This is a genomic window from Niastella caeni (genome assembly GCF_004834005.1).
Taxonomy (GTDB): domain Bacteria; phylum Bacteroidota; class Bacteroidia; order Chitinophagales; family Chitinophagaceae; genus Niastella; species Niastella caeni.
The window spans coordinates 1-17086 of the sequence record NZ_STFF01000017.1 but is presented as its reverse complement, the minus strand read 5'-3'; the positions used below and the strand labels follow the sequence as shown (position 1 = coordinate 17086).

Annotated in this window: 8 protein-coding genes; 4 read left to right on the top strand and 4 right to left on the bottom strand. The window is 45.2% G+C overall.

Features of this window, described 5'->3' with window-relative positions; genetic code table 11:
- The first annotated feature begins 223 nt into the window (after nt 1-223).
- Together FAM09_RS30375 and FAM09_RS30370 are read left to right on the top strand one after the other, a co-directional pair.
- Nucleotides 224-769, top strand: coding sequence for a hypothetical protein (locus FAM09_RS30375; RefSeq protein WP_136580944.1), 546 nt, complete (start codon nt 224-226; stop codon nt 767-769).
- Between the two features lie 188 nt (nt 770-957).
- Nucleotides 958-1491, top strand: a complete 534-nt coding sequence (locus FAM09_RS30370; protein WP_136580943.1) for a MauE/DoxX family redox-associated membrane protein — start codon at nt 958-960, stop codon at nt 1489-1491.
- Between the two features lie 92 nt (nt 1492-1583).
- Here FAM09_RS30370 and FAM09_RS30365 read toward each other — a convergent pair whose 3' ends face one another.
- The 4 genes from FAM09_RS30365 to FAM09_RS30855 form a co-directional block, all read right to left on the bottom strand.
- Nucleotides 1584-2906, bottom strand: coding sequence for a T9SS type A sorting domain-containing protein (locus tag FAM09_RS30365; protein ID WP_136580942.1), 1323 nt, complete (start codon nt 2904-2906; stop codon nt 1584-1586).
- Between the two features lie 326 nt (nt 2907-3232).
- Entirely contained in the window at nt 3233-3730 is a 498-nt protein-coding gene (locus FAM09_RS30360; RefSeq protein ID WP_243751814.1) for a YciE/YciF ferroxidase family protein, read from the bottom strand.
- Nucleotides 3731-3897: 167 nt separating this feature from the next.
- Nucleotides 3898-4674: a hypothetical protein gene (locus tag FAM09_RS30355; RefSeq protein ID WP_136580940.1), complete on the bottom strand. Its 777-nt coding sequence runs from the start codon at nt 4672-4674 to the stop codon at nt 3898-3900.
- A 396-nt stretch (nt 4675-5070) separates the two neighbouring features.
- Nucleotides 5071-5235 carry a hypothetical protein gene (locus FAM09_RS30855; protein WP_153825487.1) on the bottom strand — a complete coding sequence of 55 codons (165 nt, stop codon included), beginning with the start codon at nt 5233-5235 and terminating at the stop codon, nt 5071-5073.
- A gap of 641 nt (nt 5236-5876) precedes the next feature.
- On the opposite strand from FAM09_RS30855, the gene FAM09_RS30350 reads away from it, so the two are divergent.
- Both FAM09_RS30350 and FAM09_RS30345 read left to right on the top strand, forming a co-directional pair.
- Complete coding sequence (locus tag FAM09_RS30350; protein WP_136580939.1) at nt 5877-15533, top strand: beta strand repeat-containing protein; 9657 nt, start codon at nt 5877-5879, stop codon at nt 15531-15533.
- A 16-nt stretch (nt 15534-15549) separates the two neighbouring features.
- Nucleotides 15550-17086: hypothetical protein (locus tag FAM09_RS30345; RefSeq protein ID WP_136580938.1), on the top strand; the 1537-nt coding region annotated here is incomplete at its 3' end.

The window sequence follows — 17086 nt, the reverse complement described above, 5'->3', positions numbered from 1 at the left end:
ATGGTGTTACGTTGAGCCCAACGGGCCTGAACATATCAGGTGCACTGACCTTTGTCATTGTATTTAATTCGCGGCTGTAGTAACTTTAATAATATATTCACCCAAAGGATTAATTTAATTCGTTCATTATTAGATTATCCGGTTCGTTTCCTGATTCCATCTATTAATACTCATTGCTGTTAGTCCAATCTCCAATTATTTATTCACCACACAACTGGAGGTTATGAACAACAAATTTTTTCGTGTGATCTCTTGCCTGATTGTCATTGTTCTCGGCTGTCAAAAAGATTATAATGGGGCTGGTAAACTGGCATTAAACAATCCGGAATTTAATTCAACGAGGACCGCAGGAGCCATTCAGATCGCTGGAGTCGGTTTTTTTGATGCAATTGATGCGTGTAATTCAGCAGGTCAGGGCGCCAGTTATGCCCTTAATTTGACCGGGGATCTTGAAGGTTGTCATTATTTTTTCGTGGAGGAATTCGATTGTTCCCCGAGCGGCACTTATAGGGAAGAGGGGAGAGAGTTGTTCGTTGGTATGTACAAAGGAGAACCTGGTACCTTCTGGACCACTTACAAATTTGAAGCGAAGTATGAGGGCTGCGCCCCGGATGGCTCTTATATAGGCGCAGAGATCCTTGGACGTTGCCAACACCCAATTGTAGAAGGTAGTGGTACAGGCGTTTTCGAGGGTGTTACCGGGCGATTGGACTTTAAGGACGATATCGAAGCAGAAAACTTTCCTTACAGAGGTCACTTCAGGTTTTAAATTTGACCGGCCTGGTAACTGCATTTAATTTAAAACCCGCCAACAATTACCCTGGTAGCTACATATTTGTATGTATAAATAAATAAGTTAAGTAAGAAGCTGTTGTATATAGTGGATGGTATAATTCATTTTTCTAATATAATATGGTAGCTTGGGTGTCATTAATATTCTACCATTAAACCCGTGATATGATGAATGCCATCCGGTTGAAAGCCATTGTAAAAACGGAAGCTGCCATTCGCCTTACTGCTATCTACAACAAGACCACCCAGTATATAAAGATCAACTACCTTCTTATTTTTTTATTTGCATATACTGCCGTTAGTAAACTAAACCTCTTTTCATACAGTACGCCTTTTTCCTGGCAGCATTTTAAACTCATTGATGTGTCGGCTTTTGAGGAAGCCATGTTCAAATCGCCCGAGCTGCGTCCTTTTGTGCACGAATTGGCCTGGCTGATACCGTTCATTGAATTAGCAACCTGTGTGCTGTTGCTTTTTAGAAAAACAAAAATAGTGGGTTATTATCTTTCCCTGCTTTTACTTACTTTGTTCACTGCATATATAACTTATATACTAAACACGTACACGCATAATCTCCCTTGTATTTGTAGCGGGGTTATATCGCTGATGTCATGGACCCAGCACCTGTTCTTCAATTACTTTTTCATTGTGATTACAGTAAGAGCAATTTACTTAGTGCTCAGGTTACACAGGAAATAATCAGGCCTTTGCGTTTGAGCAAATACCACGATCAATAAAAAAGCCATCAGCTCTTACCCCGATGGCTTTTTGCAGCTCATTGTTTTATCGGTCTAGTGTTTTAAAACTGTTTTTTTAATCACGGCTGAACCGTTTTTGAAAACCACATGGTATAGGCCGCTTGTAAAGCCACTCATATCAATGTTTGAAATTACCGCATTGGCAGGCAATTGGATCTCTTTTACCATTTGGCCCAGTGCGTTTATAATTTGAATATGTGCGGCGGCGCCCGCTTTCGGGTGTTGTACCATCAATATACTTTTAACCGGGTTGGGCAACAGGGAAATAGTCGTGCTCAGTTTGCTCTTCACACTGATAATATAACTGTATTTAAAAGTGCCATCCATTTCAATCAGTTTCAGTCTGTAGTAGCTAAACGCTGAACCAGGTTGCATATCGGTATAGCTGTAGGTTTTCAGGTTGGCGGCTTTTACAGAACCTATAGCGGTAAAGTTTTTGCCGTCAGTGCTTTTTTCTATTTCATAACTGGTGATACCGCTTTCTTCTGCTACATTCCAAACGAGCTTTGTGCTGAATCCTTCTTCAGCGGCATTAAAGCTGGTCAGTTGAACAGGTAAAGGAGCGCCAACAGCGTCAAGGTTGGTCCAGGCAATGGCAGAAGTAGTTCCATAAGCTATTCGAAAGCCGTCAAAGTCTGCATCTGGAGAATTGATACTGCTTTGCGATATTTCAATAGCGTTTAACACAGCGCCATAGTTTGCTTCATTTGCATCGAGCAGGGTGGCGTTGGCTGTGCCGGTGGCAGGCTCTGAAGTCAGAACAGGGTTTACCCATAAGTAGGCATCATCATTGTTGCCACCTGCACTAACATTATCGTACCGGATCAGGATCAAAAAAGTAGTGTTTGTAGCAAAACTGGCAGTGGTTGGCGTCCAGGCTATATTATTAACATTGGTTGAGTTGCCTGTTAAAATACCAAACCGTACTTCATTGGCGTTGCCGGGCTCTGTAGCTATATAAAAACGTAATGGACGATCCGGATCACCTGTATTGATTAATGAAATACTGTATACCGGGCTGCCGTCTGATGCCGGGGCTGAAGCAACTCTCACTACAAAACTCATATAAACCGTGAGATTGGTGTTGGTATTAATACTGGATGTGAACAGTTTATTCGGATCAGTGCCATCAACCGGGCTTACGGAAGCAAATTGGGTACCGCTGGTATAACCTGAATATATTAAAGGACTTGTTGATGATATTTGCACATCAGTGCCTGAACCGCTTTGCACCCAGGATCCCTGGGTCCCAAGATTGCCAACTGTAAAGCCGGAGAAATTTTCAAGGAATACCAATTGGGCGTTTGCGATCATGGCAATAGCCAATGCCATGATCAAAGAGTAAATCTTTTTCATTTCATTTTGATTTAGGTTGAAGAAAATTGGTGCCCCAGAGGTATTGGAAGAAAAGGCTTTAAATGACCGGAGGTCTTCAAAAGGATGAAAGAAGATCTTACATAGAGGCAATGATTTGAATGGAGTAAGTTTTCGAAGGATGTTTTGGGAGAAGGCTCGAAAACTTATATTACCAAAATTATACCCAACTTGTTGTTATTTCGATATTTTGAAAATTGTCAAAGATCAGGTAAATGGAAATTGTAGTAAAACAAAAAGAGTTCACAATACAATGTATTATGAACTCTTTGACAAATAAATATTTACCGCTTAAAATACGTAGATCCTTAAACGCTCAGCTTTTCGTGACTGGCTTCTGCATTGAGGCCTGATTCTGCAATAGTAGTGAGCGTAACGTCAGTCTGTTTTTCTTCCTCCAGGGTTGGGGCAAGTATTGCAGCGACCTCATTCTGTCCCATGGTTTTCGCAAGTGTCATCAGGCTGCCATAGCAGGCTATTTCATAATGTTCCACTTTTTGAGCAGCAATGATCAGGGCAACGTCGCGTTGCGCAGAACCTTCTTCTGTTTCATCAATAACCTGCCATCCTTCATCGAAGAGTCCCTGCAGGCCTACACAAGGTTCCGCCTGTGCCGGCAGGGCCAGCAGTGCAAATACCTGCTCAAGTCGTGTTTTTTGCCTGGCCGTTTCCTCCTTATGCACTAAAAACGCCTCTTTAAGTTGCGGGGTGGATGCTGCGGTGCTCATCGTATTAAGCACATCTATCAAATGCGTTTCTGACCAATAAAGTTCCTGCAAACAGGTAACGAAAAACTCTTGTAGCATGGAGTTTTTGGTTCCTTGAGTATTTGATCCCATATGAAAATAATTTAGATGAATTAATGTGCAATAGATTAACGTAGTATCTGTATTCTAATAAAAATCATTCCAGATGCAAAAAGCCTCCCTGTTGATCGGGAGGCTTAAACATTTTTCATGGTAACTATTTTTAGTCACTTTGGCATATAATAGACAGCCTCTGGCCGGATCGTCATAACCGGTTGGCTGCTGCATAAGCCCGAAACGTGGCGGCCACCAACAATAGTTTTCTGTTCCATGATATCAGGTTTCCGGCTTTTATCAGCCTGGTGCTTGTCTTCCTGCTGAAACTTTCGTGTTTCCTGCATCATTTGTTTTTCCTTCATTCGCTTTTCCTGCAACATTCGTTCATAGGGCGTCATGCGTTGTTCGCGGGTCAGCTGGCCTGCTGGCTCCTTTCTAATTTTCCGGATGCATATAAATAAACCGATAACAAAGCATACAAATAATACCAGACTTCCGCGTAGATAAATGGTTTCATGGCCGGGATAAGAAAGATGAATGTCAGCAATTATTCCCAATGAGTTGATCCCGTTTTTTACCTGCATCGAGAGGTGGTCCTGCACGAGATAGTAGATCAGTCCGCCTAAAAGCACACAGCAAAGTAAAATAAAGAATCCCGTGAAAGCAGCTCTTACTCTTTGCAGCATCTGTCGCCGGGAAGGGAAAAATAAAATCACAAGCGGATACATAAGGAGGAAAAGAGCTGGCGCCAGGATCAGATCTATTGCTACGGGAATATGGATGGGAATATCCAGGAAAATCAGACTTGGATTGATCTGCACCAGTCCGGAGATGGCGGGAAACTGTTTGGTGATCCAAAATTGGCCAGGAACAATGCAAAGTATAAACAACACAACCACAATGGCCACTGCGGGGAACCGTCGTTGCCGACCAGCATGAGTATTCATTAAAAGAGTTTTAGTAAAAACTTTACGTATAGATTGCCCAAATACCGTAATACAGCAAGAATAAGGTAAAGCAGTGTATTGATAGGGTGGAAATTCAGCCATTTCAAATACAAGTTTTATGCCTTAATAACCGGGGCTGTTTACATTGAATTATTCTTAAGAAATATTTTTGAGTATTTATCTCCACATAAAACAAAAAAAACTGTATCAGGATTTGTTCAGATCAATGTTCCAGGGATCATTAATTGGGTTCGATTATATACACAAAAAAGGGCGGAGGCCCCTTTTCATTTTTGATTTTTTACCTGATCAGAGCTTTCATTTGCAAACAGGCATGGAAATATTGCAATAGCGGTTAAGGAAATATTCAAACATCCTATTATTTTGTGGATATCCTTAACCCAGCTTATCAGATACCATTCGCTGTTTCCGGATATTAATTTCCTGAACAAGAAAATCAATAATTGTTCTTTGCTGTTCCACTTCCTTTGAATTGCCACCAATAAAAGCCTTGGTATATTTTTGCGTTTCCTCTGCCAGCAAGTCAATTAATGTTTGCAAATCTAATTGCTGATAGTTTTGATGCATAATTAACAATAGCAGCAAACACTAATCCAGTTTAATATAAATAAATGTTATGAGTTTTCTGTAGGTGTTAGCACTTATTTTTTTGTAAGGCTTCTGTTTTATGCAGCATTATGAATGCTTTCAGTAACAAGGGTCTTTACCTGAAAAGGAATGTTCTTGTATTGGAAACTTGCTTCTCGTCAATAATATAAAAATATTCTGTGATGCACTTTAAATGTTAAAATCTATTAACTATATTGTATGAGAATAAGCTCCATATAACGCCGGACCCCCATCCTAGAGACATTCCCAATCCACAATGTTTCGCTTCCAATTTCCCTCTAAAACCCCTGTTTCCACCATTTTTCTGTAACTCAAGTGTTATTCCTTTTATTCTCGTGAAACCAATATGAATTCAGGTTCAAACTGAACTGATCTAATGGTTATTTATCATCAAAAAATGAATTGATGAAGCATATGTACTTCTTCAAATAGAATAACTATTTCCGCTAGTTACTAAGTTGAAGCCACTAATGCTTAACGCCTCTATGCAGTTTCTGCTTGGATAGGGATTCATATTGCCCTGAATAAATTTCGCTTTTAGTAAGCCACAAACTGAATCAGTATAAATCTACATGAAAGATAGTTTCAAACATATCTTTTCAATTGGATCTGTTACCCTGATAAACGATTTAATGCGCGGCATTAATCGTATATGTATAGTTATACTTTTATTATTGTGGATCACACCATTCTTTGTTCAGGCCCAGCACCTGGATAATAGAAAAAGACTTGATTCATTTCACAGGGCAAGAACAACCTCGGGGGCTACCATTCTTAAAGTATTAGCCAATTCGTATAATGTAACCGGTGGTGGCGCTTATTGCAGCGGCGGCAGCGGTGTAGCGGTTGGCCTTAGTGGTTCAGAAATAGATACTACTTATCAACTTCAATTAAATGGAACAAATACAGGTTCGCCGGTTATTGGAACTGGCGGTTCCATAAACTTTGGACTGCAAACTGCAGCAGGAACATACACTGTTGTAGCAATTACCGGAAGCGGGCCAATGTTGATGAATGGAGCAGCAACGGTAACCATCAATCCTCTGCCAACGCCAACAGCCGGCAGCAATACACCCCAGTGCGCCGGTTCAACCCTGAACCTGACTGCTACTGGCGGTTCTACCTATAATTGGACAGGCCCCAACGGATTTAACTCAACATCAGCAACCCCTTCGATCACCAATGTAACAACGGCCGCTTCAGGTACCTATACTGTTGTTGTAACCGATGGAAATGGTTGTTCCGCAACGACAAATACGACAGTAACGATCAACGCATTGCCAACGCCAACCGCGAACAGCAATACACCGCAGTGCGCCGGTTCAACCCTGAACCTGACTGCTACAGGTGGTGCTACTTATAATTGGACCGGACCCAATGGGTTTATTTCCAGCCAGCAAAACCCAATGATCTTCAATGTGACCACAGCGGCCTCGGGAATTTATACGGTAATAGTAACGGATGGAAATGGCTGTTCCGCCACGACAAACACGACAGTTACGATCAACGCATTGCCAACGCCAACAGCCGGCAGCAATACACCCCAGTGCGTTGGTTCTACCCTGAACCTGACAGCGAATGGTGGTACAATCTATAGTTGGACCGCTCCGAACGGATTTGCTTCCAACCAGCAAAACCCAGTAATCACCAATGTGACCACGGCGGCTGCGGTAACTTATACGGTAACGGTAACAGATGGAAATGGATGCTTGGCAACAGCAAGCACTACCGTTACGATCAATACGCTTCCGGTAGCAACAGCCAGCAGCAATACACCCCAGTGCGTTGGATCTACCTTGAACCTGGCAGCTACTGGCGGTACTACATATAATTGGACAGGACCCAACGGATTTACATCAAATACACAAAATCCTTCGATCGCTGGTGTAACAACTGCTGCTTCGGGCGTTTACACAGTTGTTGTTACCGATGGAAACGGATGCTCAGCGACAACAACGACAAATGTTACTATCAATGCATTACCAACGCCAACAGCCAGTAGCAATACGCCGCAGTGCACAGGTTCTACCCTGAACCTGACAGCCACTGGCGGTACTACATATAATTGGACAGGACCCAACGGATTTACATCAAATACACAAAATCCTTCAATCGCTGGTGTAACAACTGCCGCTTCGGGCGTTTACACAGTTGTTGTTACCGATGGAAACGGATGCTCAGGGACAACAACGACAAATGTTACGATCAATGCATTGCCAACGCCAACAGCCAGCAGCAACACACCGCAATGCGCCAGTGTTACTTTAAATCTTACTGCTACCGGTGGTACAAATTATAGTTGGACAGGCCCCAACGGGTTTATCTCATCATCGGCAACCCCTTCGATCACCAATGTGACCACAGCTGCTTCAGGGATTTATACAGTGGTTGTAACTAATGGAAATGGATGTTCGGCGACAACAACGGCAAATGTTACTATTAATGCATTGCCAACGCCAACAGCCAGCAGCAACACCCCGCAATGCGCCAGTGGTACTTTAAATCTTACTGTTACCGGTGGTACAAATTATAGTTGGACAGGCCCCAACGGGTTTACCTCATCATCGGCAACCCCTTCGATCACCAATGTGACCACAGCTGCTTCAGGGATTTATACAGTGGTTGTAACTAATGGAAATGGATGTTCGGCGACAACAACGGCAAATGTTACTATCAATGCATTACCAACACCAACAGCCAGCAGTAATACGCCACAGTGCGTTGGTTCAACCCTGAACCTGACAGCTACTGGCGGTACTACATATAGCTGGACGGGACCAAACGGATTTACATCAAATACACAAAATCCTTCGATCGCTGGTGTAACAACTGCCGCTTCGGGCGTTTACACAGTTGTTGTTACCGATGGAAACGGATGCTCAGGGACAACAACGACAAATGTTACGATCAATGCATTGCCAACGCCAACAGCCAGCAGCAATACACCGCAATGCGCCAGTGGTACTTTAAATCTTACTGCTACCGGTGGTACAAATTATAGTTGGACAGGCCCCAACGGGTTTACCTCATCATCGGCAACCCCTTCGATCACCAATGTGACCACAGCTGCTTCAGGGATTTATACAGTGGTTGTAACTAATGGAAATGGATGTTCGGCGACAACAACGGCAAATGTTACTATCAATGCATTACCAACACCAACAGCCAGCAGCAACACACCGCAATGCGCCAGTGGTACTTTAAATCTTACTGCTACCGGTGGTACAAATTATAGTTGGACAGGCCCCAACGGGTTTACCTCATCATCGGCAACCCCTTCGATCACCAATGTGACCACAGCTGCTTCAGGGATTTATACAGTGGTTGTAACTAATGGAAATGGATGTTCGGCGACAACAACGACAAATGTTACTATTAATGCATTGCCAACACCAACAGCCAGCAGTAATACGCCACAGTGCGTTGGATCTACCTTGAACCTGGCAGCTACTGGCGGTACTACATATAATTGGACAGGACCCAACGGATTTACATCAAATACACAAAATCCTTCGATCGCTGGTGTAACAACTGCTGCTTCGGGCGTTTACACAGTTGTTGTTACCGATGGAAACGGATGCTCAGCGACAACAACGACAAATGTTACTATCAACGCATTGCCAACGCCAACAGCCAGCAGCAACACCCCGCAATGCGCCAGTGGTACTTTAAATCTTACTGTTACCGGTGGTACAAATTATAGTTGGACAGGCCCCAACGGGTTTACCTCATCATCGGCAACCCCTTCGATCACCAATGTGACCACAGCTGCTTCAGGGATTTATACAGTGGTTGTAACTAATGGAAATGGATGTTCGGCGACAACAACGACAAATGTTACTATCAATGCATTACCAACACCAACAGCCAGCAGCAACACGCCGCAGTGCACAGGTTCTAGTCTGAATCTTACAGCCAGTGGTGGTTCTACATATAATTGGACAGGACCAAACGGATTTACATCAAATACACAAAATCCTTCGATCGCTGGTGTAACAACTGCTGCTTCGGGCGTTTACACAGTTGTTGTTACTGATGGTAACGGATGCTCAGCGACAACAACGACAAATGTTACGATCAACGCATTGCCAACACCAACAGCCAGCAGCAATACACCGCAGTGCACAGGTTCTACCCTGAACCTGACAGCTACTGGCGGTACTACATATAGCTGGACGGGACCAAACGGATTTAATTCCAACCAGCAAAACCCTTCGATCACGAGTGTTACTACGGCCGCTGCAGGAACGTATACGGTAACTGTAACCAATGCAAATGGCTGTACTTCAATCACCACCACCAATGTTACCATTACTGCATTGCCCACAGCCACGATCAGCTATATAGGAGCGCCTTTCTGCACAACTGTAAGCGCAGCTCAAAATGTGACGCTAACCGGAACCGGAGCATTCAATGGCGGAACTTACAGTGTTGCTCCGTCGGGATTATCAATCAATAGTACAACAGGTGCGATAACCCCATCGACCAGTACTCCCGGAGCATACACGGTTACTTATACAATTGCAGCCACTGGCGGATGTCCTGTTGTAACCGCAACGGCTAATGTTACTATTACGGCATTACCTACAGCCACGATCAGTTATGCGGGAACGCCTTTCTGTACAACAGTAAATACAGCATCTGTAACATTAACCGGAACAGGTGCGTATAATGGCGGAACCTATAGTGCGGCTCCATCGGGACTAACCATAAATACAACGACCGGCGTAATAACGCCTTCGTCAAGTACAGCCGGAACATACACCATAACTTATACCACACCAGCATCTGGCGGTTGTGCAGCGGTTAACTCAACAACCAGCGTTACTATAACAGCGGCGCCTACAGCAAGTCTTTCTTATGCGGGTACGCCATTCTGCCGGTCAATAAGTACCGCGCAGTCAGCTACTTTAACGGGTACAGGTGCATATACTGGCGGAACGTATACCGCGGCTCCGGCAGGATTATCTATTACTCCTTCAACTGGCGCTATTACGCCATCAACCAGTACTGCGGGAACATATACGGTAACTTACACCACGCCGGTATCGGGCGGATGCGCTGCTGTGACTACCACTGCTACAGTTGTTATTACTGCAGTTCCTACAGCAACCATTTCATATGCGGGAACGCCATTCTGTACAACGGTTGGTTCGGCACCGGTAACGCTATCTGGAACAGGTGCATACACCGGTGGTACGTTCGGCGCGCCAGCAGGCTTAACCATTAATAGTTCAACCGGTGAAATAACCCCATCGTCAAGCACACCTGGCACATATACTATAACTTATAATATACCTGCATCTGGCGGTTGTGCGGCGGTTAACGCAACAACCAGCGTTACCATTACAGCGGCGCCTACGGCAAGTCTTTCTTATGCGGGTACACCATTCTGCCGATCTGTAAGTACGGCACAGGCAGCTACCTTAACAGGCACGGGTGCTTATACCGGCGGCACCTATAGTGCAGCTCCATCCGGACTAACTATAAATACGAGCACCGGCGCCATTACACCATCATCAAGTACAGCCGGCACCTATACGGTAACCTATACAAGGGCAGCATCGGGCGGATGCGCTGCTATTAGTACAACTGCTACGGTTGTTATTACTGCGGTTCCTACAGCAACCATTTCATATGCAGGAACGCCATTCTGTACAACGGTTGGTTCGGCACCGGTAACGCTATCTGGAACAGGTGCATACACCGGTGGTACGTTCGGCGCGCCAGCAGGCTTAACCATCAATAGTTCAACCGGTGAAATAACCCCATCGTCAAGTACACCTGGCACTTATACTATAACTTATAATATTCCTGCATCTGGTGGTTGCGCTACCGTAAATGTTACTACATCCGTAACGATCACCGCACAACCAACAGTTAATCTTACCTATGCAGGAAATCCATTCTGCCGATCTGTAAGTACGGCACAAGCAGCTACCTTAACAGGCACGGGTGCTTATACCGGCGGCACCTATAGTGCAGCTCCATCCGGACTAACTATAAATACGAGCACCGGCGCCATTACACCATCATCAAGTACAGCCGGCACCTATACGGTAACCTATACAAGGGCAGCATCGGGCGGATGCGCTGCTATTAGTACAACTGCTACGGTTGTTATTACTGCGGTTCCTACAGCAACCATTTCATATGCAGGAACGCCATTCTGTACAACGGTTGGTTCGGCACCGGTAACGCTATCTGGAACAGGTGCATACACCGGTGGTACGTTCGGCGCGCCAGCAGGCTTAACCATCAATAGTTCAACCGGTGAAATAACCCCATCGTCAAGTACACCTGGCACTTATACTATAACTTATAATATACCTGCATCTGGCGGTTGCGCTACCGTAAATGTTACTACATCCGTAACGATCACCGCACAACCAACAGTTAATCTTACCTATGCAGGAAATCCATTCTGCCGATCTGTAAGTACGGCACAGTCAGCTACCTTAACAGGCACGGGTGCTTATACCGGCGGCACCTATAGTGCAGCTCCATCCGGACTAACTATAAATACGAGTACCGGCGCCATTACACCATCATCAAGTACAGCCGGCACCTATACGGTAACCTATACGAGGGCAGCATCGGGTGGATGCGCTGCTATTAGTACAACAGCATCGGTTACAATAACAGCAGTACCTACGGCCACAATCAGTTATGCGGGAACGCCATTCTGTACAACAGTAAATACAGCATCTGTTACATTAACCGGCACAGGTGCGTATAGTGGCGGAACCTATAGTACGGCTCCATCGGGATTAACCATAAATACAACGACCGGCGTAATAACGCCTTCGTCAAGTACAGCCGGAACATACACCATAACTTATACTACACCTGCATCTGGCGGTTGTGCGGCGGTTAACGCAACAACCAGCGTTACCATTACAACGGCGCCTACGGCAAGTCTTTCTTATGCGGGTACACCATTCTGCCGATCTGTAAGTACGGCACAGGCAGCTACCTTAACAGGCACGGGTGCTTATACCGGCGGCACCTATAGCGCAGCTCCATCCGGACTAACTATAAATACGAGCACCGGCGCCATTACACCATCATCAAGTACAGCCGGCGCTTATACGGTAACCTATACAAGAGCAGCATCGGGTGGATGCGCTGCTATTACGACAACTGCATCGATTACTATTACTACAGCGCCAACAGCAGCTATCTCGTATCCGGCTACATCTTTCTGCACATCTGTTTCTTCACCGCAGGCAGTAACTTTAATAGGAACCGGCGCCTACACAGGTGGTACGTATAGTGTATCGCCATTAGGATTGTCAATCAATAGTACAACCGGTACCATTTCTCCCTCAATCAGCACAACGGGAACATATACTGTAACTTATACAGTACCTGCTTCAGGTGGTTGCGCTGCCGTAACTGCAACTACAGGTATGATTATCAACAGTACCCCAACAATTTCTGTTTCACCTTCATCGGCAACCATTTGTAGCGGTAACAGCACAATACTTACAGCAAGTGGTGGCGCCAGCTATACCTGGAATCCTTCAACAGGTTTGTCAACTACCAGCGGCGCTACTGTTACTGCAAGTCCAACCACTACTACAACCTATACCGTAACCGGAACAGCGGCCAATGGTTGTACAAATACAGCAACAGTAACTATAACAGTAAATCCTTCTCCGGCGGGAGGGACTATTGCGCCGGCTGTTACATCTGCCTGTACTGGTTCGAACAGTGGTACTTTGACGTTAAGCGGCAATACCGGTACAATCATAAGATGGGAATCATCTACCAATGGCGGAGGAACCTGGGCGTCAATCGCAAATACATCAAATACCCAGTCGTATTCTAATTTAAGTCAAACTACAATATACCGGGCAGTTGTTCAAAATGGCGGATGCACCTCTTACTCATCAAATGGAGTAGTGAGTGTTACCCCTGCCTATCCGCCAACGGGGGCAACCGCCAACCCTGCAGAAATTTGCTTAGGTGATTCCAGTACACTATCAGCCACAGGAACGGATCTACCCTCGAGCTGGTCGGGCGTAGAGGATTTTAATAGCGCATCTCTTGACAATTCAGGCGGGTGGAGCGCAACAGAAAACGGCTTACCTCATAATATACAGGCCAGTGCAGATAATGAACAAAATACTCCATTTAACCTGACCAATCCTAAAGTATTTAATGGTATGCTGTATAACAGTGGAGATCCGAAATTTGCCATTGCTGCAGGTACCGGCACTACCACCATGGTAACGCCTGTGTTTAATACTATCGGCATGTCGACTGCTGTCTTCAGCTTCTGGCAAGCTTTTAACATTAATGCAGGGACTACAATATCGGTCGAAATATCAACAGACGGTGGAAGTACTTTTCAATCGGTTCCCCTGTTGCAATATACGGGTCCTGCAACCTTGGGAACTCCGGACAATGGTTTTGTTCAAACAAATATCGATCTCACCAATTACCTTGGTTTATCGAATTTAAAGATCAGATTTAATTACCAGGGATCTGCCGGAAGTAACTGGGCCATTGATAATGCAGGTATGGTGGTGCCGGCTGTACCGCTTACATATAACTGGACGTTAACCAATCCTTCAGGCGTTCAAAGTCCTTATTACCTTAATACTACTACAGGACAATCTGTAAAGGCCAGTCCTACAGCACCCGGTACGTATACCTATACCGTATCTACAACTTATGGAGGATGCCCTGGCGGAAGCGCCAATGTAGCAGTCGTGGTAAAACCATTGCCGGTTTGTGATATAACCGGAAACAATAGTGTATGTCCTGCTTCAACCAATACGTATAGCGGTCCAAATATTTCAGGGTACAGTTATCAATGGAGCATATCAGGTTCAGGAACTATTTCCGGTTCATCTACAGGACAAACTGTAACGGTGGTTGCGGGGGGACGCTGCGGAACATACACGTTATCGTTACGTACGACGCTCAATGGATGTCAGAGTAGCACAGCATGTAATTTTACTGTAAATATTGTTGATACCCAGGCGCCGGTGATCACATTGACGGCAAGTACCAGTGTGCCCTGTAATCCAACTGCAGCAAATATTGTTGCCGCATTTGGAACTGCTACCGTTGCTGATAATTGTACTACAGGTTTAACCGCTACATTCACTGACGGGGTTGAACAGGGAACAGGTTGCATAAGAACGGTAACAAGAACATGGACAGTTACCGATTCATGTGGAAATACCGGAACGGCTACACAGACAGTTAGCTTTACAAGAGATACACAGGCACCGCAATTTGTTGGCGTGCCAGCAAATATTACTATACAGTGTGACAATATTCCGGCTGCACCAGTAGTGACCGCTAATGATAATTGTTCGCCTTCCGTTGCTGTTACGTATGCAGAGGCGGTTAGTGTGGTGGAAGGATGCGGTACCATTACCAGAACATGGACTACAACAGACCTTTGTGGTAATACAGCAACTGCTACGCAGGTATTGACGGTAGTAGACAACACCGCACCAATAATAACTGGGGTTCCTGCCAATGCTACCGTTCAGTGTGGTAATTTAATTGAGGCTGGCTTTGCAGTAACGGCCACTGATAACTGCGATCCTACCATTACTGTAAATTTTTCTGAAACGAATAATGTAGTAGAAGGTTGTGGCACGATCACGAGGACCTGGACAGCAACAGATGCCTGTGGGAATACAACTACTGCTACACAGGTTTTAACCGTGGTTGATAATACACCACCGGTTGCACCGGCTCCTGCGTCACAGAGTTTCCAATGCCTTGCTGATGTGCCGGCTCCCGGTACGTTGACAGCAACTGACAATTGTAGTGGCAACATTACCGCAACGGGTGTTGACGTTCAGGTTGCTAAAGCTTGCGGATATACTATTACAAGAACATGGACATTCACCGATGCATGTAACAATACATCATCGGTTTCTCAAATTATAAATGTGGAGGATAGTATACCACCGGTGATTACCTGTCCGCCGGCACAAGTCTTCTGTGCAGTCAATAGCAATACTTATACTATTCCACCAGCAACTGCATCTGATAATTGCAATGGTACGTTGAATTTTACCTATCAAATCACAGGAGCAACTACAAGAAGTGGAACAGGGAATGATGCCAGTGGAGTATTTAATGTTGGAGTATCAACAATAACATGGACAGTTACAGATGCATGTGGCAATACTTCCACCTGTACAACAACGGTAACTGTTAATCCAAGGCCAGCACCGATAATTTTTCATAATTAATTATAAAAAACGGTTTATGAAAGAAAACAGCAACCCATACAAAACAAAAAATACCGGCAGGCAAGCCCGGCATTTTTGGTCAGCTTTTTTGCTATGGCTTCGATTGCTGGTTCTCTCATTTACCCGAAATAAAGAAGAACTGGAAGGCATCTTCTTCCATGAGCGGGTCCCCGCTTTTTTGAACAAAATGCATTTAGCAAACATCCCTACACCATCTCTAAAGAACAAAAAAATGCCGCACACACACTCCGCTAAACTACTTATAAAATGGGGACTCATGCTGTTGTTCACAGCATTTGGCACAAATGCAATAGCACAAGCGCCTCCGCCAACCCCAGGTGATCATTCGGTATGTATTAATACAACAAAAGAGTATGGTGTAGTACTCACTACCGGGTCTACCTATGCATGGAGCATTACGCCCAATACCGGGTTTACGTTGACTCCACATCCAACGTACCCTAATTTAATTACAGTGACCTGGACAGCCGTCGGTGTATATACCGTGCGGGTAGTTGAAACCAACGCTGAAGGTTGTGTTGGCGACACAGTTTCAATTGTGGTCACCGTGAATCCGCTGCCGACGGTAGTGGTGAACTCGTCAACGGTATGTGAGGGAATAGCGGCGACAATAACAGCAACGCCAGGGGAACCAGGTACCTACAGCTATGCATGGACTGTGCCGGCAGGAGTTCCTGATCCGGGTAATGTGGCCAGCTTCACATCCACAGTAGCCGGAACCTATAGTGTTGTGATCATCAATACCGCAACGGGTTGTGTGTCGGCTTCTGCAAGTGGAACAGTAACGGTGAATCCGCTGCCAGTATGTTCTATTACCGGTAATAACAATGTATGCCCCGGTACTACAAATACATATAGTGGACCATTGGGAATGTCGACTTATAGTTGGTCAATCAGTGGAAATGCAACTATCTCCGGTGCAACAAATGGACAAACCGTTTCAGTGCTTACCAATAATAGTTGCGGAAGCTTCACGCTGAACCTTACTATTATCGATACGAATGGATGTACAAGTACATGTAATCAGACATTTGATATTACGCAACCACCATTTACTTATAATCAGCCAGCCGATACCACTGTGGCAGCCTGTACGTTTGCCGATCAGGCTTCGCTCAATGCAGCAATAGCAGCTTGGGTAACACAGCGGACAAGTGCGATCGCCGCAACCGGTGGTTGCGCACCGCAGGTGACCAGCAACTTCACCAACCAATCGATCAACCTCTGTGATGGCGGTAACATTACCATCACCTGGACGATCACCGATAAGTGTGATACCACTACCGTGGATGCCATCTATACCGTAACACCGGCGCCGGCCCTGGCCTTCAATCAGCCAGCCGATACCACTGTGGCAGCTTGTACGTTTGCTGATCAGGCTTCGCTCAATGCAGCAATAGCAGCATGGGTAACACAGCGGACAGGTGCGATCGCCGCAACCGGTGGTTGCGCACCGCAGGTGACCAGCAACTTCACCAACCAATCGATCAACCTGTGTGATGGCGGTAACATTACCATCACCTGGACGATCA